This is a genomic window from Geothrix campi, assembly GCF_024609265.1.
In the GTDB taxonomy this organism is placed as follows: Bacteria; Acidobacteriota; Holophagae; order Holophagales; family Holophagaceae; genus Geothrix; species Geothrix campi.
This window is the reverse complement of record NZ_JANHMP010000003.1, coordinates 488,686-508,868: the sequence shown is the minus strand read 5'-3', so window position 1 is coordinate 508,868 and position 20,183 is coordinate 488,686. Positions and strand designations below refer to the sequence as shown.

General features: G+C 69.4%; 20 protein-coding genes and 1 riboswitch. Of the genes, 12 read left to right on the top strand and 8 right to left on the bottom strand.

Going from position 1 to position 20,183, the window contains the following annotated elements:
- The first annotated feature begins 23 nt into the window (after window positions 1-23).
- The 11 genes from NOV65_RS14160 (at window position 24) to NOV65_RS14110 (ending at window position 11,212) form a co-directional block, all read left to right on the top strand.
- Window positions 24-548, top strand: a complete 525-nt coding sequence (locus tag NOV65_RS14160; protein WP_257307191.1) for an RBBP9/YdeN family alpha/beta hydrolase — start codon at window positions 24-26, stop codon at window positions 546-548.
- A 37-nt stretch (window positions 549-585) separates the two neighbouring features.
- A riboswitch (Lysine riboswitch) is annotated at window positions 586-765 on the top strand.
- A 57-nt stretch (window positions 766-822) separates the two neighbouring features.
- Window positions 823-1,857 carry a M20/M25/M40 family metallo-hydrolase gene (locus tag NOV65_RS14155; protein WP_257307189.1) on the top strand — a complete coding sequence of 345 codons (1,035 nt, stop codon included), beginning with the start codon at window positions 823-825 and terminating at the stop codon, window positions 1,855-1,857.
- A gap of 3 nt (window positions 1,858-1,860) precedes the next feature.
- Window positions 1,861-2,916 carry an aspartate-semialdehyde dehydrogenase gene (gene asd, locus NOV65_RS14150; RefSeq protein WP_257307188.1) on the top strand — a complete coding sequence of 352 codons (1,056 nt, stop codon included), beginning with the start codon at window positions 1,861-1,863 and terminating at the stop codon, window positions 2,914-2,916.
- The gene (lysC, locus tag NOV65_RS14145; RefSeq protein WP_257307186.1) at window positions 2,913-4,253 is read left to right on the top strand and encodes a lysine-sensitive aspartokinase 3; all 1,341 of its coding nucleotides are present in this window, start codon (window positions 2,913-2,915) and stop codon (window positions 4,251-4,253) included. The genes asd and lysC overlap by 4 nt, the downstream gene beginning before the upstream one ends.
- Window positions 4,250-4,972 carry a 4-hydroxy-tetrahydrodipicolinate reductase gene (locus tag NOV65_RS14140; protein WP_257307185.1) on the top strand — a complete coding sequence of 241 codons (723 nt, stop codon included), beginning with the start codon at window positions 4,250-4,252 and terminating at the stop codon, window positions 4,970-4,972. Before lysC ends, NOV65_RS14140 begins: the two co-directional genes overlap by 4 nt.
- On the top strand, window positions 4,969-5,871 hold the full coding sequence (gene dapA, locus NOV65_RS14135) for a 4-hydroxy-tetrahydrodipicolinate synthase (RefSeq protein ID WP_257307182.1): 903 nt from the start codon (window positions 4,969-4,971) through the stop codon (window positions 5,869-5,871). Before NOV65_RS14140 ends, dapA begins: the two co-directional genes overlap by 4 nt.
- A complete protein-coding gene (locus NOV65_RS14130) occupies window positions 5,871-6,692 on the top strand; it encodes a 2,3,4,5-tetrahydropyridine-2,6-dicarboxylate N-succinyltransferase (RefSeq protein WP_257307181.1) in 822 nt (273 codons plus the stop codon). Before dapA ends, NOV65_RS14130 begins: the two co-directional genes overlap by 1 nt.
- A gap of 28 nt (window positions 6,693-6,720) precedes the next feature.
- Window positions 6,721-7,836 (top strand): pyridoxal phosphate-dependent aminotransferase, encoded by a 1,116-nt coding sequence (locus NOV65_RS14125; protein ID WP_257307179.1) that lies wholly within the window; start codon window positions 6,721-6,723, stop codon window positions 7,834-7,836.
- Window positions 7,837-7,897: 61 nt separating this feature from the next.
- Window positions 7,898-9,124, top strand: a complete 1,227-nt coding sequence (locus tag NOV65_RS14120; protein WP_257307177.1) for a DUF2314 domain-containing protein — start codon at window positions 7,898-7,900, stop codon at window positions 9,122-9,124.
- Window positions 9,125-9,155: 31 nt separating this feature from the next.
- Window positions 9,156-10,313, top strand: a complete 1,158-nt coding sequence (locus NOV65_RS14115) for a type III PLP-dependent enzyme domain-containing protein (protein WP_257307175.1) — start codon at window positions 9,156-9,158, stop codon at window positions 10,311-10,313.
- A gap of 62 nt (window positions 10,314-10,375) precedes the next feature.
- Window positions 10,376-11,212, top strand: a complete 837-nt coding sequence (locus tag NOV65_RS14110) for a bifunctional transcriptional activator/DNA repair enzyme AdaA (protein ID WP_257307173.1) — start codon at window positions 10,376-10,378, stop codon at window positions 11,210-11,212.
- A gap of 2 nt (window positions 11,213-11,214) precedes the next feature.
- On the opposite strand, the gene NOV65_RS14105 is transcribed toward NOV65_RS14110, so the two are convergent.
- The 5 genes from NOV65_RS14105 to NOV65_RS14085 all read right to left on the bottom strand — a co-directional run bounded on the left by NOV65_RS14105 (window position 11,215) and on the right by NOV65_RS14085 (window position 15,944).
- Window positions 11,215-11,844, bottom strand: a complete 630-nt coding sequence (locus NOV65_RS14105) for a flavin reductase family protein (protein WP_257307171.1) — start codon at window positions 11,842-11,844, stop codon at window positions 11,215-11,217.
- Between the two features lie 111 nt (window positions 11,845-11,955).
- The gene (locus NOV65_RS14100) at window positions 11,956-13,764 is read right to left on the bottom strand and encodes a tetratricopeptide repeat protein (RefSeq protein ID WP_257307169.1); all 1,809 of its coding nucleotides are present in this window, start codon (window positions 13,762-13,764) and stop codon (window positions 11,956-11,958) included.
- 36 nt (window positions 13,765-13,800) lie between these two features.
- Window positions 13,801-14,439, bottom strand: coding sequence for an FHA domain-containing protein (locus NOV65_RS14095; RefSeq protein WP_257307167.1), 639 nt, complete (start codon window positions 14,437-14,439; stop codon window positions 13,801-13,803).
- A gap of 34 nt (window positions 14,440-14,473) precedes the next feature.
- Entirely contained in the window at window positions 14,474-15,154 is a 681-nt protein-coding gene (locus tag NOV65_RS14090; RefSeq protein WP_257307165.1) for a LolA family protein, read from the bottom strand.
- A 10-nt stretch (window positions 15,155-15,164) separates the two neighbouring features.
- Window positions 15,165-15,944 (bottom strand): MBL fold metallo-hydrolase, encoded by a 780-nt coding sequence (locus tag NOV65_RS14085; protein ID WP_257307164.1) that lies wholly within the window; start codon window positions 15,942-15,944, stop codon window positions 15,165-15,167.
- 28 nt (window positions 15,945-15,972) lie between these two features.
- Here NOV65_RS14085 and NOV65_RS14080 point away from each other — a divergent pair, with 28 nt between their 5' ends.
- Window positions 15,973-16,473 carry a GNAT family N-acetyltransferase gene (locus NOV65_RS14080; protein WP_257307162.1) on the top strand — a complete coding sequence of 167 codons (501 nt, stop codon included), beginning with the start codon at window positions 15,973-15,975 and terminating at the stop codon, window positions 16,471-16,473.
- Here the strand turns inward: NOV65_RS14080 and NOV65_RS14075 are convergent.
- The 3 genes from NOV65_RS14075 to NOV65_RS14065 are packed head-to-tail and all read right to left on the bottom strand — an operon-like array spanning window position 16,439 to window position 20,045.
- On the bottom strand, window positions 16,439-17,305 hold the full coding sequence (locus tag NOV65_RS14075) for a CPBP family intramembrane glutamic endopeptidase (RefSeq protein WP_257307160.1): 867 nt from the start codon (window positions 17,303-17,305) through the stop codon (window positions 16,439-16,441). The genes NOV65_RS14080 and NOV65_RS14075 overlap by 35 nt on opposite strands.
- 19 nt (window positions 17,306-17,324) lie before the next feature.
- Window positions 17,325-18,446, bottom strand: coding sequence for a hypothetical protein (locus NOV65_RS14070; RefSeq protein ID WP_257307158.1), 1,122 nt, complete (start codon window positions 18,444-18,446; stop codon window positions 17,325-17,327).
- Window positions 18,447-18,506: 60 nt separating this feature from the next.
- A complete protein-coding gene (locus NOV65_RS14065; RefSeq protein WP_257307156.1) occupies window positions 18,507-20,045 on the bottom strand; it encodes an acyl-CoA carboxylase subunit beta in 1,539 nt (512 codons plus the stop codon).
- Between the last annotated feature and the right edge of the window lie 138 nt (window positions 20,046-20,183).

The following is a 20,183-nucleotide window of genomic DNA, read 5'->3' as shown; positions in this document are numbered from 1 at the left end:
ATGGAGGCGACCCCCGGTGATCCATGCCCGCGATCCTGACCGTCCCCGGCTACCAGAATTCAGGCCCCGGCCATTGGCAGAGCCTCTGGGAGGCCAGCCTGAGGGAGGCCAAGCGGGTGGAGATGCCCAACTGGGACTTCCCCCACAAGGTGGACTGGGTCGAGGCCCTGGATGAGGCCCTCGCCACGTGCACCGAACCGCCTATCCTCGTGGGGCACTCGCTGGGCTGTCTGGCCATCGTCCACTGGGCGGAGAGCCACGACCGGGAGATTCGGGGAGCCCTGCTGGCCGTCCCGGCGGACGTGGAGCGGCCCGACGGACTGGAGATCCTGCGGTCGTTCGGGCCGATCCCGCGCTATCGCCTGCCGTTTCCGGCCATCGTGGCTGCCTCGGAGGACGACCCATTCATGGCCCTGGACCGGGCCCGGGCCTTGGCCTGGGACTGGGGAGCCCGCTTCGTGGACCTGGGCCCCTGTGGGCACCTGAATCTCGCCTCGGGGCACGGACCCTGGCCCCGGGGCGAGGCTCTGCTTTCAGAATTCAGCTAGCCGGTTGCGGAAGGGACCGCAGGTGTGGGAAGGTGGACCTTCCGATGGAGGAGCGGTCCCCATCAGTACCAGCGGCGAGGGCGATGAACCCGATGACCCGATGGGAAAGGGGAGGATCGCCGAAGGGTTCGCGAATCATCGGCGCGGCCCCTGGACGTTGCGGCGAAAGCCCGGCGGCTGTCGCGCTGGTCACCCGGCGCGGAGGGCCTGAGGCGCGGCGGCGGGATCCTTCCCTCCGCGTTCCTGATGGCACCGTCGGCCCGCCGAGGTTTCCATGAACGCCACCCCCGCTGATCTCCGAAGCTGGCTCACCGGCAGCCTTCTGCAGCTGTGTGCCGGCGAGACCACGTCGGGTCGGGAGGATGCGGGGTTGGCGGATCTCCGGGCGCTTCTGCTGTCCCTGGGCGCGGCACTGGTGGAACAGCCGGTGGCGGAAGGCCGCACCAATGTGCTGGCTCTCTGGGGCCGGCCACGGGTGCTCTTCTCCACCCACCTCGACACGGTGCCGCCCTACCTGCCGCCGCGCCTGGAGGGCGAGATCTTCCTGGGCCGGGGCGCCTGCGACGCCAAGGGCCAGATCGCGGCCCAGCTTGGAGCCGTGAAGACATTGCTGGCCGAGGGCCGCGAGGGTCTGGCCTGGCTGGGCGTGGTGGGCGAGGAGACGGACAGCGCCGGGGCCACAGTGGCCCTGGACCTGACGGACCGCCTGCGGGAGCTGCGCGTGCTCATCAATGGTGAACCCACGGACCTGAAGCTGGCCACGGGGCAGCGCGGTGCCCAGCACCTCTGTCTGCACTGCGCGGGCCGGGCCGCCCACAGCGGCAGCCCCGAGCTGGGCCACGACGCCACCTGGCCCCTGCTGGACTGGCTCCAGCGCCTGCGCGAGCAGCCCCGCCCCGTGGACGCCGCCCTGGGGCCCGAGGTCTGGAACCTCGGGCTGCTTCGGGCGGGCGAGGCCCTCAATTCTGTGCCCGCCTCCGCGGAGGCCCGGCTCATGGCCCGCACCCTTCCCGGCAGCACCTTCGCCGAAGAGACACGCCGCCTGGCGCCGCCCGAAGGCACGGTGGCCCTCACCCTGGACGAACCGCCAGACCGCTACCCCATCATTCCCGGCTTCGAGCACGCGGCCATGCCCTTCGGCTCGGATGCGCCCACGTTGCGGGCCCTGGTGCCGGACCGCACCGTGGTGCTGGCCGGGCCGGGCAGCATCCGCGTGGCCCACTCGCTGGAGGAGCACCTCACCCTTGCCGAGCTGGAGGCAGGTGTGGAACTCAACCGCCGATTGGCCTTGCACTTCCTGGGAGACTGAACCATGTCCACGAAAATCCCCGTCACCGTCCTGGGCGCCACGGGCGTCGTCGGTCAGCGCTTCGTGCGGCGGCTGGCCAACCATCCCCTCTTCCGCATCGAGCACCTGGCCGCCAGTGAACGCAGCGCCGGCAAGCGCTACCGCGACGCCTGCGCCTGGCGCCTGGATGGCGATCCGTACGGCGGCCTGGGGGACCAGGTCATGGCCGAAGGCACGCCGGAATTCGCGCTATCGCCCGTGATCTTCAGCGCGCTGGATACGGGGCCCGCCAAGGAGCTGGAGCCGGAGTTCGCCCGGGCCGGGGCCATGGTGTTCTCGAACGCCGCGGCCTTCCGCATGTCGCCGGAGGTGCCGCTGCTGGTTCCCGAGGTCAATGCCGATCACCTGGGGCTGCTGGACGTGCAGCGGCACCACCATGGCTGGACCGGCGGCATCGTCACCAACGCCAACTGCACGGCCACCGTGCTGGTGATGGCCCTGGCGCCCCTGCACAAGGCCTTCGGCGTCGAGGCCGTGCTGATGACCTCCATGCAGGCCATCAGCGGCGCCGGCTATCCCGGCGTGGCCAGCCTGGACATCCTGGGCAACGTCATCCCCTTCATCCGCAACGAGGAACCCAAGGTGGAGGAGGAGATCCCCAAGATGCTGGGCCGCTTCGCGGGTCGCGAAGTGGAGCTGGCCCCCACGCTGGTGAGCGCCCTCTGCCACCGCGTCCCCGTCATCGAGGGCCACACGGAGGCCGTCAGCGTGAAGCTGAAGGGCAACCCCTCCCTGGATGCCATCCGCGAGGCCTGGCTGGCCTGGAAGCCCGAGCCTCAGCAGCTCAAGCTGTTCTCCGCTCCCGCCGTCCCCATCCACGTCCACACCCTGGAAGACCGCCCGCAGGTGCGTCGCGACGTGGAGAAGGACGAAGGCATGAGCGTGCACGTGGGCCGTCTGCGGGTCTGCCCCATCCTCGGCGTGAAGTTCGCGCTGCTGGGCCACAACACGGAAAGAGGCGCAGCCGGCGGCAGCATCCTGAACGCCGAGCTGGCCCACGCGAAGGGGTACCTCCGATGATCGTCCTCAAGTTCGGCGGCAGCAGTGTGGCGGACGCGGCCTGCATGAGGCAGGTGGCGGGCCTGGTGAAGGCGGCGCTCCCCCAGTCGCCCCTGGTGGTGCTGTCCGCCATGGGCAAGACCACCAACGGCCTCTTCGACGCCGCGAAGGCGGCGGAGGCCGGGGATCTGGGCGGCGCCATGGAGCGCCAACGGAAGCTCATGGCCGCCCACCGGAAGGCGGCGGAGGACCTGTTCGCGGGCGAGGTGCCCGAGGACCTGGACGCGGCCCTGACGGAGTTGTTCGGGGAACTGGAGCTGCTGCTCCGTGGGGTGGCCATGCTGCGCGAACTCAGCCCCCGCAGCATGGACGCCATCGCCTCCCTCGGCGAACGCCTGTCCACGCGGGTCTTCGCCGCCTTCGTGCAGGGCGCCTGGGTGGACGCCCGGACCGTGCTGCGCACGGACGCGGTGTTCGGCGAGGCCACACCCCAGTCGGAGGCGATCCGCTCGCTGGCCCGGGAGCACCTGAAGCCCCTGCTGGGGCCGGGCCGGGCGGTGGTCACCCAGGGCTACATCGGCGCCACGGAAGATGGCCTCACCACCACGCTGGGTCGCGGCGGCAGCGACTTCTCCGCGGCCCTCTTCGGCGCGGCCCTGGGCGCGGCGGAAGTGCAGATCTGGACGGATGTAGAAGGCGTCCTCACCTGCGATCCCCGCATCGTCCCCGAGGCCCTGCCCATCCCCGAGCTGAGCTTCGCCGAGGCCGCGGAACTGGCCGCCTTCGGCGCCAAGGTGCTGCACCCCGCCACCATTCAGCCCGCCGTGGAAGCGCGGATCCCGGTCACCGTGCGGCACACGCAGAAGCCCGAAGGCCGCTTCACCACCATTTCCGCCGAGGTCCACACGGGCCGTCCCATCACGGCCCTGGCCAGCCGGGGGCCGGTGACGGTGCTCACGGTGAGCAGCTCGCGCATGCTGGCCCAGAGCGGCTTCCTGGCCCGCCTCTTCGAGGTGTTCGGTCGGCGGGGCGTGAGCGTGGATCTCGTGGCCACCGCCGAAGTGAGCGTATCCCTCACGGTCGAGGCGGATATGCCCCTGAAGGCCCTAATCAAGGATCTCTCGGTCTTCGCCACGGTGGAGGTGAACGAGGGCCGGGCCATCATCGCCGCCGTGGGCGAGCGGCTGAAGTCCACGCCGGGCCTGGGGGCCCGGCTGCTCTCCTCGCTGGGCGACATCAACGTGGAGATGATCAGCATGGGCGCCAACGAGATCAATCTGAGCCTCGTGGTGCGCCAGGAGCAGGGCGACGAGGCACTGCGCCGCCTCCACCGCGTGCTGGTGGGAGGGGCCCCTTGACTCTTTTCCGCATCGGTCTTTTCGGAAAGGGCCGCCTGGGCACCGCCATCGCCGCGGAGGCCGCAGAATCCCTGGCCTGGCAGGTGGGCCGTGGCGACACGCCGGAAGCCAAGGCCGACGTGGCCATCGACGCCAGCGTGGCCGAGGCCGTGGAAGCGCACCTGGCCTGGGCGCTGGAGACCGGGACAGACCTGGTGATCGGCACCACCGGCTGGTCGCTGCCCGATCTCGAGACGCGTGTAGCCGGGCGCATCGGCGTGCTTTCCGCCTCGAATTTCTCGATTTCCGTGGCCCTCATGACGCGCTTCGCCACAGTGCTGGGCCGCTTCGCCGCCCTCGATCCCGCCCGGGATCCCTACCTGGTGGAGCATCACCACCGGCTCAAGGCCGATGCGCCCTCGGGCACGGCCAAGACCCTGGCTACGGCCCTGATGGCGGGCTGCCCCCGCAAGACGGAGTGGACCCTCGGCACGCCGGCCCCGCACCAATTGAGCCTCGGCGTGGTGCGGGCCGGGGCGGACTTCGGGACCCACACCATCGGCCTCGACGCGCCTGCCGAAGTGCTGGAACTCACCCACCGGGCCCGTTCCCGGGCGCCCTTCGCCCAGGGTGCCCTGGCGGCGGCCCACTGGCTGCATGGCCGGAAGGGTGTGTTCAGCATGGATGACCTGGCCGCCGATCTGCTCGACCCCCTGTTCGCCTTCGGAGGAAGACCATGACCCTCGATCTCTCCGGCCTCGCGGTCGCGCTGGCCACGCCCTTCACCCCCGCCGGCGAGGTGGACCTGCCCGCCTTCCGGAAGCTGGTCCGCCATGTGGCGGGTGGCGGTGCGAACACCCTGGTGCCCCTGGGCTCCACCGGCGAGGCTGCCACCATCCTCGATGCCGAGCGGGACGCCATCATCACGGCCTGCCTCGAGGAGGCCGGGGGCCGCCCCGTGGTCGTGGGCACGGGCCACAACGCCACCCGCCAGGCCGCGGCGATGACGAAGCGGGCCCAGGCCCTGGGGGCCCAAGGGGCCCTGGTGGTGACGCCCTACTACAACAAGCCCACGCCCGACGGCCTGGTGGCCCATTTCGCCGCCGTGGCAGAGGCGGCGCCCGGTTTCCCCCTCATCGCCTACAACGTGCCGGGGCGCACCGGGCTGAACATGACGCCTCCCGTTCTGGCCCGGCTCTGGGAGAACCCCCAGGTGGTGGCCGTGAAGGAGAGCAGTGGGAACCTGGCCCAGATCGCGGAGATCGCCCGCCAGCTGCCGAGGGGGAAGACCCTGCTTTCGGGCGATGACAACCTGGCCCTGGCCGCCATCGCCGTGGGGGCCTCCGGGCTCATCTCGGTGCTGGGCAATGTGTTGCCCCGGGAGACGGCCGCCATGATCGCCGCGGCCCGCCAGGGGAACGCCGCCGAGGCCCTGCGCCTCCACCAGCAGCTGCTGCCCCTCATGGATGCGCTGTTCCTGGAGAGCAACCCCATCCCCCTGAAGGCCGCCCTGAAGATGCTGGGACTCTGCGGGGATGGCCTGCGCCTGCCCCTGGTCCCCGCCGTCGCGGCCACCCGCACCCGCCTGGCCGAGGCCCTCTGCCTGTCCGCCGAGGGCACCTTTCCCGGAGTCCTCTGATGGTCGTCGACCTGGATACCGTCCACCACTTCTTCAGCCGCCCCCCCGAGGATCTGGCGAACGACCCTGAAGCGCCGGCCATGCACCAGGTGCTCCTGTCCGCCCTGGAGAGCGGCCTCGTCCGGGCCGCCGAACGGCGGCCGGACGGCAGCTGGCAGGCGAATCCCTGGGTGAAGCAGGCCATCCTCTGCGGGTTCCGCCGCACGAACCTGGTGGAGATGCCGGGCCCGGGCTTCCCCATGTTCGACAAGACCGCCTACCCGGCCCGCCACTTCGGTCTGGAGGACGGCGTGCGCCTCGTGCCCGGCGGCTCCTCCGTGCGGCGCGGCGCCCACATCGCCAAGGGCGTGGTCCTCATGCCGCCGGCCTACGTGAACGTGGGCGCCTTCGTGGACGAGGGCACCATGGTCGACAGCCACGCCCTGGTGGGCAGCTGCGCCCAGATCGGCAAGCGCGTGCACCTCTCCGCCGCCGCCCAGATCGGCGGCGTGCTGGAGCCCGCGGGCGCCCGTCCGGTGATCGTTGAGGACGACGCCTTCGTGGGCGGCCTGGTGGGCCTGTTCGAGGGCATCGTGGTGCGCCGCCGGGCAGTCCTGGCCTCGGGCGTGGTCATCACGGGCAGCACCGTGATCTACGACCTGGTGCATGGCCGGGAGCTGCGCCAGGAGGTGCCGGAAGGCGCCGTGGTGGTGCCGGGGTCGCGCCCGGCCTCGGGAGACTATGCCAAGGCTCACGGACTCCAGGTGTCGGCCCCCTGTATCGTGAAGTACCGCGACGACAGGACCGACGCGGCCACCGCCCTGGAACAGGCGCTGAGGTAGCCCCGTTCCGGCCCGACCGAGAGAAGCCATGAAGCCCGCCTCCCGCCTATCGCTGCTGAAGCCGTCGCCCATCCGCGCCATCACGGACGGCACACCACCCGGGGCCATCCCCCTGGGTCTGGGTGAGCCCACCTGGGACCTGCCCGAGGTGGGCCGGAAGGCCCTGCTGCGGAACCCGGGCCCCTGTCCTTACGTGCCGCACGTGGGCCTGCTCGACCTGCGGAAGGCCGTAGCTGCCTTCCACGGCGCCCATGTGGACGAGGTGCTCATCACAACCGGCTCTCAGGGCGCGCTCTTCTCGCTGTTCCAGGCCTGGGTGGAGCCTGGCACCCAGGTCCTCGTGCCCGATCCCGGCTTCGTGGCCTATCCGGCCCTGGCGCGGATGGCGGGTGCCGAGCCCGTGACCTATCCCCTGTCGAGGGATCGCTTCCGCCTGGATGCCGACGCCCTGATCCGCGTGCTGGACGCCACGCCGGAGGCTTCCGCCGTGATCCTCAACCTGCCTTCCAACCCCACGGGTGGGGGCGGGAGCCTGGGGGCGCTCAAGCGCGTGGCGGACGCCTGCGTGGCGCGGGGCGTGCTGCTCATTTCCGACGAGGTCTACCGCGACCTGCACTTCGGCACCCGCTGCCCCAGCCTGCGGGACGTGACCGATCGCGGCGTGGTGACCAGTTCCGTGAGCAAGGGCTGGGGCGCCCCAGGCCTGCGCGTGGGCTGGGCCGTGGGCGATCCCGTCTGGCTCCTTCCCGCCCGCACGGTGCACGGCTACGCGGTGACCGGCACCGCCACGCCCGCCCAGTGGGCGGCGCTGGCCTTGATCGAACACTCCGACGCAGTACTCGCCGAGGCCCGCGCGGCTGTGGGCGAGCGTTGGCAGGCCCTGGCCGCGGCCCTGCGCGAGGAGTTGGGTCAGGTCGTGACGCCCCCGGATGGCACCTTCTACCACTTCATGGCCCTGCCCGAGGCGGCCCATGCGGATCCAGTGGCCTTCTGCCTCAAGCTGCGCGACGAGGCCAAGGTGGTGCTCATTCCGGGCCTGGCTTTCGGCGAGGGCGGCCGCGGCCACGCCCGCCTCAGCTTCGCCGCCACGCCCGAACAGCTAAGGGAAGGCGTGCGGCGGCTGGCGCCGTACTGGAAGGGATGATCGCCTACCCCACCTCTCCAGTCTTCCAACCCAAGCAGGTCATGCTCAAGGGAATGAAGCGATGAAAACGGTACTGCTTTGCGCCCTGTTGTTCTTTTCGCCCCGTGCCACCGCTCAATCCGCGCTCGCACCGAATGCCCCAGTGGATAAGCCTGTTGGTTCCAGCAGTGAGCAACAGCACAAGGAACTCTTGAAGGCGATTGGCCCGTATGTGGAACAGGCCAAAAAAACCTGGCCCGCCGCAAAGGAGAATTACTTAAGGGGACTCCCGCCGCGGCAGGTCTTCTTTGTCACCACCGAGTTGGTGGACGCCCGCGGGAAACGCGAAATCGTTTTCGTGGAAGTCCAGAAAATCGAGAAGGGGATGGTTACTGGACTCATTGCGAATGAGATCTCCACCGTCTCTGGATTTAAGGCGGGGCAGGCACACCGTGTTCCGGAAAACAACATCTTGGACTGGACCATCTCCAAGCCCGACGGCAGCGAAGAGGGGAATCTGGTCGGCAAATTCCTTGAATCGTATCGGCCGACGCCTCCGGTTATTCCGGATCCCGACAAGGCGCAACTGACTTTCCTGGAGAATCGCGGCCGCGAACTAGCCGCGAGAGTCCGGATCGAAGCCGCCGCAAGGGCCTTTCTTGAAGGCCAGGGGTTCAAGACAAAAGGCATCTCCTCCCCGGTGATCGTCTCAGATGGAACCCGCTGGCTGATCTTTTTCGAGAAGGACCTGGGATCACCCTACGTCGTGATGAAAGCCCTGGAATGCCGAATGGGCGATCTCGGCGACATGAAGGGCCTGGAAGGGGTTCCGCTCCCGAAGGCCGCCGAGGGGATGGCGGAAGCTCAATTGACGTTCAAGAGGCAACTCAAGGACCTAGCCAGGGAGATGTACGAGATTCCCGTTGACGATGGAAACAGCGATTTCTCGCTTTACCTTTTCCCGCGGCAGATGGACCCCAATGAGATCACGATTGGCCGGGACATGAAGATGTCCTATATCTCAAGCCAGACAAAGCCATGGGTCGTAACGACCTTTCATCAAGCAGTCCACAAGGTGAGGCCGAAGGACCTGCAAAAGGCGCTTCCCGCTGGGGCAACAGAACCGGGCTTTGTGCACAATCACGCTCTTTCCGACTATCCGACCGAAACGGATGTGGTCCTCGCGATGCTCTTTCCTTCAGTCCAGTGGCACACCCTTGGTAAGCAATGGCACTTCCTGATTGGGCCAGACGGCACGATTCGGCAGGTCCCCATGCCTCAGTCGGATCTCGCGCGTCCCCCCAAATGAAACGCCGAATGATTGGCCCGGAAAGCACGCCATGAACGACCTCTTTGCCCTCGACGATCTGACCTGCCGCGCCCTAGCCGATGCTCACGGCACGCCCTGCTTCGGCTACTCCGCCGCAGTAGCGGCGGAGCAATTCACCGCCTTGCGCCATGTGTTGCCCCAGCGGGTGCGCCTCGCCTATGCGGTGAAGGCCAATCCGCATCCGGACCTGCTGGGGCTCTTCAAGTCCCTGGGCGCCAGCTTCGACTGCGCCTCCATCGGGGAGCTGGAGCGGGTGGCGGCGCTACGCCTGCCGGCGGGCCGCACCTTCTTCGCCGGGCCGGGCAAGCGGATGCCCGAATTGCAGAAGGCCCTGTACATGGGCGTTCGCGTGCAGGCCGAGGGTTTCGAGGATCTGGCCCGCATCGACGCCCTGGCCACCCGGGAGACGGCGGTGAACCTGCGGGTGCACCCGGCCTTCGACATCGACGAGGGCAACCGCATCATTGGCGGCAGCGGTCCCTCGGCCTTCGGCGTGGACGAGGAGGATCTGCCGGCCCTGCTCGAGAAGGCTGCGAGCCTGACGCACGTGCGCATCAAGGGCCTGCACGTCTTCGCCGCCAGCAACCAGCGGGATGCGGTCAAGCTGAAGGCCATCCACGGCGCGGTGCTGGACCTGGCGAAGCGTTTGCACGAAGTCCACGGCCTCGCCCTCGAGCAGATCGATCTGGGCGGTGGCCTGGGGGTGCCGTACGCGTCGAATGAAACACCCCTGGACCTGGCCGTATTTGGACAGGGGTTGTCCGATCTGCTGGCGCGGCACGCCTGGTTCAAGGGCGAGCTGATCCTGGAGCCGGGTCGCTTCCTGGCGGGACCCTGCGGTGTCTACCTGGCCCGGGTGGTACGCCTCAAGGAGAGCCGTGGCACCCGCTTCGCCATCCTGGAAGGCGGTATCAACCACCTCATCCGTCCCCTGCTAACGGGCCAGCCTTTCCCCGTGAAGGCCGTGGGGAAGGGCGAGGGAACCGTGCCGTACACGCTGGCGGGGCCCCTCTGCACCAGCCTCGACCGCCTGGGCGACGTGCGCCTGCCGGAGCTGGCGGCGGGGGACCTGCTGGCCTTCGGGACCGCCGGCGCCTACGGCCTGAACGAGGGCATGACCCACTTCCTGAGCCATCCCGTGCCGCCGGAGGTCTGGGTGGCGGGCTGATCGCCGCAACATCCGGGTGGGAGCGGAACGCTCCCGGGCCCACCCTGATAGCGGAGGTTCCCATGGCCAGGAGCGACTACAGCCGGGTGGAGCAGGCCATCCGTTTCCTCGCGGACCACGCGGAGGAGCAGCCGAGTCTGGAGCGAGTGGCTGAGGAGGTGGGCCTCAGCGCCTTCCACTTCCAGCGGCTCTTCCAGCGGTGGGCAGGGGTGAGCCCCAAGCGGTTCCTGCAGGTCCTGACCCTGGAGGAGGCGAAGCACATGCTCGCCGAATCCCGGAGCCTGCTCGAGGTGAGCCATGCGGTGGGCCTCTCGGGCCCCAGCCGCCTGCACGACCTCTTCCTCTCCCTCGAGCGGATGACGCCTGGGGAGTACAAGGCGCAGGCCGAGGGCCTCACCATCCACTGGGGGGTGGAGGAGACGCCCTTCGGCCCGGCGCTCTTCGCGGCCCTCGACCGGGGCCTTTGCGGCCTGGCCTTCCTCCAGGAGAACGGCCAGGATGGCGCCCTGGCCGAGCTCCAGGCCCGCTGGCCCGGGGCGCGCCTGGAGCGGAAGAGCGCCCTCATCCATCCCTACGCGGAGGCCTTCGAGGCGCGCATGCGGGATGGGGTGGGCCGACCCCTCAGCCTCGTGCTCAAAGGCACGCCCTTCCAGCTCCGGACCTGGGAGGCGCTGCTGCGGGTTCCTCCGGGTCAGGCCGTGTCGTACCGTGACCTGGCCACCCTGTCTGGCGCCCCGGACGCGGTGCGCGCCGTGGGCACGGCCGTGGGGCAGAATCCCATCGCCTGGCTCATCCCCTGCCACCGCGTGATCCAGGCCACAGGGGCCCTGGGCCAGTACCACTGGGGCGCTCCGCGGAAGCAGGCCATCCTCGCCTTCGAGCGGGCGAGGACGGCCTGAATTCAGGAGGCGACCGGCGGGCGCCAGGCCCGGGCCAGGCGGGAGGGCAGGAGGGGCTCCCCGCCCAGGCCGAAGAAGTCGCAGAAGCTCATGATCAGGGGCTGCCAGAGCTGGGGATCGATGTAGTCCCCTTCCCGCGCCATCATCAGGCTTTCCTCGATGTGAACGCGCACCACCTGGGTCTCGATGCTAACCAGATGGCTGTCCTCGTCGCCGATCCGGCGGATCCCGCGGACCCGGGCCTCCAGGTGGACAGGGCACTCCAGCGCCCTCGGCGGCTTCACCAGGTCCGCAGGGACCGGGGTCAGGCCCGCGGCCTCGAACTTCCTGGCTTCATGCCGGTAGCCCATGGCGGCCTTGTAGGGCGGGACCGGATCCCTGCCGGTGAGGAGCGCCAGACGATCCACCGCACCGACCAGATCCTGGGAGGGCAGGTTGAGGACGCACTCCCCCTCCCGGGCGAGGTTCTCCACGGTTCGGGAACGGCTGCTCATCCCCAGCACGCAGTTGTCGCCCAGCCACCAAGCCGAGGACATGGGCGCCAGATTGGGGGAGCCATCAGGATTCAGCGTGCTGATGAGGACCACCGGGGTTCCGAAGTACAGCATCTTTGGACGGACGACCTTGTGCATGACGCACCTCCCAGGCGGGAGACGCAGAGGACTCCCGTGGGCCCAGCATCCGGCGCGCCGGGGGCCACGGACGACCCGGTTCTTGCCGCGAGATGCGAAGAGCCCGGCGGCCTAGCCGAGCAGTGGGAGCCAGGCGGCCTGCTGGGATTTGGGCAGGGTCTTCACGCGCTCGAGGAGGTTGAGCCGGGCCTGCCAGGATTTATCACTCGGGACGAGGGCCCGGCCCCGGCGCAGATCTTCCGCGGCCTCATCCCACTTGGCCTGGCCGGCATGGGCCCCGCAGAAGGTCAGGTACAGCCGGGCGGCCCGGGCCCGGAGGCCGGGGTCATCGGGCTGGGCCCGCAGGAGGGCGTCCATGACCTTGGCGGCGGCGTCCAGGTCGCCGTTCTGGAGGTGCTTCTGGAATTCCGGGAGGCTCGCCCCCGTGGCGCCACCGGGCAGGGCGGCCCGGGCCTTCTCCAGCAGCTGGGCCGCCGCGGCGTCGCCGGGGTTCAGGGCCAGCACGGCCTGGGCCCGGAAGTAGGCCCGCAGGGGTTCCCTATCCAGGGCAGTCTCACCCTCGCGGAGGATCGCCGCCGGGGTTTCGGAGAGGTCCGGCGACTGGGCCTGCTGGAGCACCGGGGCCACCGCTGCCGTGCGGGCGGCCTTCACGGCCTCCTTCAGTTCCTGGTCCTGCTGGTAGGAGTGGATGGCGTAGAGGCCCACCGCCAGGGCCAACGTGCCGCCTCCGGCCATGGCCCACACCTTGGGCTCCCGCAGCCACGGAAGGCTGGAGGAGGCTTCCAGGAGGCGAGCCGGAAGGCTGAGGCCTTCCCGTGGGGCCGGGGCGGTCCGGGTCAGGGAGGCGGGAGGCTCCACCCGGCCCGGGTCGGGGATGATGAGGGTGGCCTCCTCATCCACCATGGCGATGCGGTCCGATGCCTGGTGGTTCGGGAGGTCCAACGCGATGCCGGACCCCGTGGACCCGGCCTGGACCTGGGGCCGCCGGCAGCGCTCGAGACCCGCCAGGGCTTCGCGATTGCCCGGGGCCAACTGGAGGGCCTGCTGGTAGGTGAAGGCCGCCTCATCGGGGCGCTGGAGCCCCAGGAGATGCTCCGCCTGCCGGAGCTTCAGGGCCAAGGCCTCCGCTTCGGGGGCCGGGACGGCGGCGAGGGCCGGGATGGCGGCGGCGGGCGTGGGGCTTGGCCTGGAGGTCGGTGCGGGTGCGGGAACCGCGGCCTGGGTCGGCGGAGGCGGGGCCTCGGCCTGGGTCACCTCCAGCCGTGCCTGGCGCAGATAGCCCCGGATCTCATCCCGGTGGGGTTCCAGGGCGAGGACGTGCTCCCACTTCGAGATGGCCTCCTCCGTGAGCCCCATGTCGTAGAGCTGGACGGCCTCGCGCAGCAGCTTGTCCACGTCCTCGTCGGGCACGGGAGCGGGCTCCTCCGGGGGGGCGGTGGGGGCGGCGGCCTGCAGGGGCGCGAGCCCCAACTCGCGGCGGGCGCCATTGGCATAACCCAGAGCCAGGGTGTGGGTGGGATCGAGGGCCAGCACCTGCTCCCATTTCTGGAGGGCGTCCGGCACCTGGCCCATGTCGTAGAGTGTGCAGCCTTCGATCAGCAGCCGGTCGGGCTCCACCGACGCCGGGACGGAGACCCGGGGGGGCGGCGCCGGCGCTGCGACGCGAACGGGCTCGGGCTCGGATTCCGGAGCTGGCGGGAGGGGGGAAGGGAGCGGAGGAGGCGTCGCCGCGGCGCGCGCCTCGGCCTCACGTTGGACCAGCAGGTGCTCGCGCAGGGCCAGCAGGCGCTCGCGGGCTTCGGCGTGGGCGGGCTGCTGCTTGAGGATCGCCTGCCAGATCTGGCCCGCCTTGATGACCTCCCCCTGGGCGAACAGCTGGTCCGCCTGGCGGAGATGGGGCGCGTAGGGATCTGGCGTCATGGTGTCGCTCGGTTCAGGTCGTTGGGATCACGGGGCTCAGTGCAGCGGGTACTCGTTGGTATTGCGGATCAGCAACATGAAGGTGCTGTTCCCGCAGGTGAATTCCTGCTGGCTGAGGAGCTGGACCGGGCCTGTGATGCGCTCGCCGTTGACCTGCGTGCCGTTGGTGGAATCCTGATCGGTGACCCACACCGTCCCATCCCCATGGATCTCCAGGATCGCGTGGCGGCGGGAGGTTTCAGGATCCTGCGTGATGACGTCGCCCTCCTCGCGGCCGATGACGATCAGGGGCCGATCCAACACCTGCACAGTGGAGGCCTGGGGACCGGTGAGGAAGGCCAGGCTGAACTTGAAACCGGCGGGCAGCCCGGCCCCCTGGAGGCCCGCGGCCACCAGGATGGAATCACGGTCCCTGCGGGCGGTGGTAAAGGCCGAGGCCAGCGTGGCCTCATTGGGCGGCTCCTGCTCGGGCACGGGCATGGAGATGGGCATGGTGAGCGGCATGGTGGGCAGGGTGGGCGGCATGGCGGCCGGGTCGGCCGCGGGCAGGGCCGGGTTGGCCACCTCGAAGAGGTGGGCGCACTTCGGGCACTTGAACCGCTTGGCCCGGGCATGGCCGAACCGGCTGTCGTCGTACTGGAAGCGGGCCTGGCAGGCCGGGCACACCACAATCATCGGGCCCCCGTGGGATCTCTCGTGCAGTCTACCGCTACTTCTTCCGGGTGGCGAAGAAGCTGAACTCGCTCCGGAGGGGGATGCCCTCCGGGAGCTTGAATCCGGTCACCGTGGGGGGCAGGGCCTGGTTGATTTTCAGCGGGCCCAGCTCCACCAGCCAGGAGTCCCCGCTGCGCTCCACCCACTGGACCTGCCGGGGCAGCCAGGTCTCCTTGTCCACCCAGAGGTTCAGGGCCTGCATCCGCTTGCGCATGGCGAGGGTGCGGGGAACCATGGCCAGCAGCCAGGTGCCGGGCAGGTCCCTTGATTCCCCCAGCTGGATCTGGAAGTACTCCGACAGGTAGCTGAGCTTCTGGCCGAGGCCCAGGAACTTCCGGTTGGCGTTCTTGATGAGGCCGATCTTCATGAGCTCGCCGGCCTTCGCTTCCGGGCTGTAGGAGATGAGGGCCTTGGGGGTGAGGTGGAGGATCAGGTCCTCCGGCGGCTGGAAGGCGAAGTGGACGAAGTCGGAGCCCTGGAGGTAGAGGGTCCCCTTCGTCACCGAGGGCGTCTTCAGCAGGGAGCGCCGCAGGGTGAGCGCGAAGGGGCACTGCAGGGTCTGCACCTGGGCCTGGGCGGCGTCGAAACGCTCCACGGCCTCCCGCAGCGTGGGTGGCGTGCCCTGAGCGGCCAGCGGCAGGATCAGGAGGAGAGGGAGCAGGACGCGTCGGAACATTCGGATCCCTTCAGGCCACGGCGGGGGGGAGCGAAAGCGGATCCCGCTGGTGGGCCACGTGCAGGGCCACCTCGGTGCCTCTGAGGATCTCCTCGGCGGCGAAGCGGGCCAAGCCCGGGTCGTTGTTGGCTTCGCTCAGGTGGGCCAGCACCACCTGCTTCAACCGGGGAGAGAACACCCGGCCCAGCAGCTCCGCCATGGCTGCGTTGCTCAGGTGGCCGACCCGGCTGAGGATGCGGGCCTTGAGCTGGGGCGGGTAGTCCCCCTCGCGCAGCATGTCCACATCATGGTTGGCCTCCAGCACCAACAGGTCCAGATCCTGGAGGTGGTCCGCCACCAGGGCCGTGGGGTGGCCCAGGTCGGTCACCACGGCGGTTGCCGTCCCCCCGGCCTCGATCCGATAGGCCACGGGATCTTCCGCGTCATGGGGCAGGGCGAAGGGGAGCACCCGCCAGCCCTCCCAGTCTGTGGGTCGGCCGGCCTCCACCTCGATCCACCGCGAGGGGGGGATGTCGATGCCCTGGATCCGCTCCACGGCCTTGCGGGTGGCGGCAGAAGCGAGGATGGCCCAGTCGGTGCGCCGGAGGACCACACCCACCGCGCCGATGTGATCCGAGTGCTCATGCGTGAGAGCCAGGGCACGCACGGACCCGGAATCCAGGTTCACGGCCTCCAGGCGGCGACGGATCTGGAGCAGGGAGATGCCCGCATCGATGAGCAATGTCAGGCCGCCCTCGGAAAGAGCGTGGCAGTTTCCCTTGGAACCGGAGGCCAGGGCCGCATAGTGCATGGCCCAGGATAGCGCCTACACTGACTCCATGAAGCTCTCTCTCCGACCCTCCTCGACCGCGGATCTGGAGATCCATGTGGCCCATCGCGTGGCCCTGTTCCGGGACATGGAGGCCGGCTCCGAGGAGGGGCTGCGGCGCATGACCGAGACCTTCCGCGTCCAGCTGCGGAACTGGCTGGTGACGGGTCAATGCCGCGGCTTCCTGATGGAGGACGATGGCCGCCCCGTGGCGGGCGTGCTGATGCTGATGAAGGAGGCGCTCCCCACGCCGGTGACGCCGCTCTCCGTGCGGGGCTACCTCTTCAACATCTACACAGAACCCTCGCATCGCCGCCAGGGCCTGGCCGCCCGCCTCACGGATGCGGCCCTGGACCTGGCCCGCGAGCTCGGGTTGGAGATCATGGAGCTGCACGCGAGCCTCGAGGCCGAGGGTCTCTATCAGCGCATGGGCTTCGTGCCCACCAGCGAGATGCGCCTGGTGATGGGCGCCGGGATCAAGACTCCGAAGCTGTGGAAACACCGCCGCTGACGCCACGCCATCCCCATAGCCCCAGGATCGCCACGCCGCAGACGAGGGTGCAGGCCGCGCTGGCCTCCAGGCCGAAGGCGCCCCCCGTGAGCCATTCGGGGCGGCCATGGAAGACGGGGGTCCACCAGCCCGGGGCCTCGGTGCCGCTCACGCCGAACCCGAGGAGGTTGCCCTGGGTCCAGTTCCAGCCCAAGTGTACGCCGATGGGGAGGGCCAGACGGCCCGTGCGCCGCCAGCAGAGGCCCAGCAGCAGGGCTGCCAGGGCGATGTTCAAGGTGGCCCAGGCCCTGGTGGCGCCTACCATGCCCGGGTTGTCCCAGTGCAGGTAGGCGAAGGCCAGGGCGAAGACGGCCTGGGCGCCGCCGAACCCCAGACCCCGCACGGCCCTCTGGAAGGCGTAGCCGCGGAAGAGCACTTCCTCGAAACAGGCCACCGCCAGGAAGGACCACGCGCCCATGGCCAGAGCGGCGGGCCCTGTGCCCGGATCCCGAACCAAGTGGAACCCTCCCAGTCCGTGGATGAGGCCGGCCGTCGCCAACATCAGCGCCGCCCCGCCCAGGGAGCCCAGGGCGACCTCGGCCAGGAACCGCCTATCGAGCCGGAGGCCGACGTCGGCCAGCGGACTCCCTTCCGTCCGCAGGCAGAGCCAGGTGGCGACAAGGCTGATGACGACCTCGAACCAGCGGCCCGGGAGGATGACCAGCCAGGCGGCCGGCCACAGCTGGACGAGGGGGGCGCTGGCGAAGTCGAGGGTGGTGAGCAGGGCGGCGAATTCGAGAACCTTCCACCCGTTGCGTACCGAACCCTGGTCGTCGAGGAACACGTGGCGCATGGGGCGTCCGGAGGGCCGGTCAGGAACCGGATTTCACGGGGATGGATGGAGCCACGGACGGAGACTCGAGGTAGGTTTCAGAAGGGCGCATGTCCCACTCCACATCGAAAATGATGTGAAGCGCGGGCCCGGTTTTCGGATCCGTCCCCGCCCGCCAGGCCGTGAGGGTGTTGGTTCCGCGCCACCGGCCGGAGGCCTGGGGGTCGGGGTGCAGGTCCCAGATCTGTTCCTGGCGACCCGAATCGCTGGGCTCGCCCTGGGTCTCCCGGTAGCCGACGAGATAGAGCCGACCACCGTCGAAAAAACCGGACACAGGCGGCTGGGCGCTGCCCTCGACCCAGTGGGCCGCGGCGCCGACCTGGAGGAGGCCCGCGGTGGCGTCGGGCTTGGCCACCCAGTCCTTGGACCAGGACTCGGATTCCTTGAGGAGGGTCTTGTCGCTTCCGGTGATGCGCTGAATCTTCACCCGCTGCTTCGTGATCCGGAAGCTCCGGACGGCCAGGGGGCCGACGGTCCGCTCGGGACGGCCGGTCTCGACGGCTTTGAGCAGCGATTCGTAGTCGAACATCGTCAGGGTGTTCTCGGCCGCGGCGTGGAGACCCTCCAGCTTCCCGCCCTGGGCCTTGAGCGCCTGGGCGTGCTTCTTCATGGCGGTCCATTCACCGAGGTGGGCGGAGACGAAGAAGCAGTGGACGAGCTCGCGGACATTCAGGTCGGGGCGGGCGGAGACGGCGGCATAGGCGGACCGCATCCGGTCCACGTCCACCAGCCGCCAGGCCAGCTCCAGGCGGATGCTGTCCCGGGAGCGGGTCAGGTCCCCCCCTACGGTCTCAAGCAGGGCCCAGGCCTTCAGCAGGTCGGTTTGGCCACGGGCGGCCTGCAGGTAGGTCTGCTCCTTGCCGTAGTGGAAATCCCGGATCAGGTTGGTGGCCCAGAGCCAGGTGGCGGCGGCATAGCGGTCCTTTTCGGACGCCTTGGCAGGATCCATGGCCAGGGCGGCGGCGCGGAGAGGGCTCTGGTCCTCGAGATCCTTCTTCGCGGCGGGATCCTGCCGCTCGAGCCGGTTCATGGATTCCATGAAGGCCCGTTCGTCCTGCGCGGCGAGGGTGAGCGTGGCGAAGAGGAGGAGGGCGGCACGCATGGGAACTCCCGGGGTGGCGCCATGATAGGACACATCCGGGTCCAACTCCCGCGTGGCTTCCTACAGCGGAATGTTGCCGTGCTTCTTGGGGGGCATGGTGTCGCGCTTCGTTTCCAGGAAGGCGAGGGCCTTGACCAGCTTCTGGCGGGTCTCGCGGGGAAGGATGACCTCGTCCACGAAGCCGTGCTCGGCCGCGATGTAGGGGTTGGCGAACTTCTCGTTGTACTCCGCCACCAGCTCGGCCTTCTTGGCAGTGGGATCCGGCGCGATGGCGATGGACTTGCCGTGCAGCACGTTCATGGCGCCCTCGGCGCCCATGACGGCGATCTCGGCCGTGGGGTAGGCGAAGTTGAAGTCGGTGCGGATGTGCTTGCTGGCCATCACGCAGTAGGCACCGCCGTAGGCCTTGCGGGTGATGATGGTGATCTTGGGCACCGTGGCCTCGCAGAAGGCGAAGAGCAGCTTGGCGCCGTGGCGGATGATGCCGCCGTGCTCCTGGGTGACGCCCGGCAGGAAGCCCGGCACGTCCTCGAAGGTGATCAGCGGGATGTTGAAGGCGTCGCAGAAGCGCACGAAGCGGGCGCCCTTCTCGCTGGAGGAGATGTCCAGCACACCGGCGTAGAAGGCTGGCTGGTTGGCCACGATGCCCACGCTGCGGCCGTCGATGCGCGCGAAGCCCACGACCAGGTTGGGCGCGAAGGCCTCGTGCACCTCGAAGAAGTGGGCGTCATCCACCACGCCGCGGATGATGTCGCGGATGTCGTAGGGCTTGCTGGGATCGTCCGGCACCACCTTGTCCAGGTCCGGGTTCTCCAGGGGCATCTGGTGCTCCGGGGCACGGCGCGGGGCTTCGCCCAGGTTGTTGCTGGGCAGGAAGGAGAGGAGCTCGCGGGTGTGGGCCAGGGCCGCCAGGTCGCTCGGAGTGACGAAGTGGGCCACGCCGGACTTGGCGGCATGGGTGTTGGCACCGCCCAGTTCCTCCTTTGTCACCTCCTCATGGGTGACGGCCTTGATGACATCGGGCCCCGTCACGAACATGTAGCTGGTGCCCTTCACCATGGTGATGAAGTCGGTGATGGCGGGGCTGTACACCGCGCCGCCGGCGCAGGGGCCCATGATGAGGCTGATCTGGGGGATGACGCCCGAGGCCAGGGTGTTGCGCAGGAAGATGTCCGCGTAGCCACCCAGGCTCACCACCCCCTCCTGGATGCGGGCGCCGCCGCTGTCGTTGAGGCCGACCACCGGGCAGCCCACCTTCATGGCCAGGTCCATGATCTTGCAGATCTTCTTGGCGTAGGCCTCGCTGAGCGAGCCGCCGAACACGGTGAAGTCCTGGGCGAAGATGGCCACGGGGCGGCCATCCACGCGGCCGAAGCCCGTCACCACGCCGTCACCGGGGATCTTCTCCACGCCCCAGGCCCGGTGGACCATGAGGGCATCCATCTCTTCGAAGGAGCCCTCGTCCAGGAAGGCGGCGATGCGCTCGCGGGCCGTGAGCTTGCCGCCCTCGTGCTGCTTCTGGATCCGGGCCTCGCCACCCCCGGCCTGGGCCTGGGCGTGCTTGGCCTTGAGGATCTCGATCTTCTTCTCGAGGGACATGGGAACTCCCGGGTACAGAAAACTGGCAGCGGATCGCGTGGGGATCAGCCGCCAGTTTAACCGACCGCCGGGTGGCGGAGGAGGCGCCGCTGGCGCCCCCGGGGCCGGGACCCGGCGAGGAGGTTATGCCATGCCGGG

What these genes read in the sequence shown, in the direction of transcription:
- NOV65_RS14160 (WP_257307191.1), top strand. Translation starts at nt 24, where the DNA reads ATGCCCGCGATCCTGACCGTCCCCGGCTACCAGAATTCAGGCCCCGGC.
- NOV65_RS14155 (WP_257307189.1), top strand. Translation starts at nt 823, where the DNA reads ATGAACGCCACCCCCGCTGATCTCCGAAGCTGGCTCACCGGCAGCCTT.
- asd (WP_257307188.1), top strand. Translation starts at nt 1,861, where the DNA reads ATGTCCACGAAAATCCCCGTCACCGTCCTGGGCGCCACGGGCGTCGTC.
- lysC (WP_257307186.1), top strand. Translation starts at nt 2,913, where the DNA reads ATGATCGTCCTCAAGTTCGGCGGCAGCAGTGTGGCGGACGCGGCCTGC.
- dapA (WP_257307182.1), top strand. Translation starts at nt 4,969, where the DNA reads ATGACCCTCGATCTCTCCGGCCTCGCGGTCGCGCTGGCCACGCCCTTC.
- NOV65_RS14130 (WP_257307181.1), top strand. Translation starts at nt 5,871, where the DNA reads ATGGTCGTCGACCTGGATACCGTCCACCACTTCTTCAGCCGCCCCCCC.
- NOV65_RS14125 (WP_257307179.1), top strand. Translation starts at nt 6,721, where the DNA reads ATGAAGCCCGCCTCCCGCCTATCGCTGCTGAAGCCGTCGCCCATCCGC.
- NOV65_RS14120 (WP_257307177.1), top strand. Translation starts at nt 7,898, where the DNA reads ATGAAAACGGTACTGCTTTGCGCCCTGTTGTTCTTTTCGCCCCGTGCC.
- NOV65_RS14115 (WP_257307175.1), top strand. Translation starts at nt 9,156, where the DNA reads ATGAACGACCTCTTTGCCCTCGACGATCTGACCTGCCGCGCCCTAGCC.
- NOV65_RS14110 (WP_257307173.1), top strand. Translation starts at nt 10,376, where the DNA reads ATGGCCAGGAGCGACTACAGCCGGGTGGAGCAGGCCATCCGTTTCCTC.
- NOV65_RS14105 (WP_257307171.1), bottom strand. Translation starts at nt 11,844, where the DNA reads ATGCACAAGGTCGTCCGTCCAAAGATGCTGTACTTCGGAACCCCGGTG.
- NOV65_RS14100 (WP_257307169.1), bottom strand. Translation starts at nt 13,764, where the DNA reads ATGACGCCAGATCCCTACGCGCCCCATCTCCGCCAGGCGGACCAGCTG.
- NOV65_RS14095 (WP_257307167.1), bottom strand. Translation starts at nt 14,439, where the DNA reads ATGATTGTGGTGTGCCCGGCCTGCCAGGCCCGCTTCCAGTACGACGAC.
- NOV65_RS14090 (WP_257307165.1), bottom strand. Translation starts at nt 15,154, where the DNA reads ATGTTCCGACGCGTCCTGCTCCCTCTCCTCCTGATCCTGCCGCTGGCC.
- NOV65_RS14085 (WP_257307164.1), bottom strand. Translation starts at nt 15,944, where the DNA reads ATGCACTATGCGGCCCTGGCCTCCGGTTCCAAGGGAAACTGCCACGCT.
- NOV65_RS14080 (WP_257307162.1), top strand. Translation starts at nt 15,973, where the DNA reads ATGAAGCTCTCTCTCCGACCCTCCTCGACCGCGGATCTGGAGATCCAT.
- NOV65_RS14075 (WP_257307160.1), bottom strand. Translation starts at nt 17,305, where the DNA reads ATGCGCCACGTGTTCCTCGACGACCAGGGTTCGGTACGCAACGGGTGG.
- NOV65_RS14070 (WP_257307158.1), bottom strand. Translation starts at nt 18,446, where the DNA reads ATGCGTGCCGCCCTCCTCCTCTTCGCCACGCTCACCCTCGCCGCGCAG.
- NOV65_RS14065 (WP_257307156.1), bottom strand. Translation starts at nt 20,045, where the DNA reads ATGTCCCTCGAGAAGAAGATCGAGATCCTCAAGGCCAAGCACGCCCAG.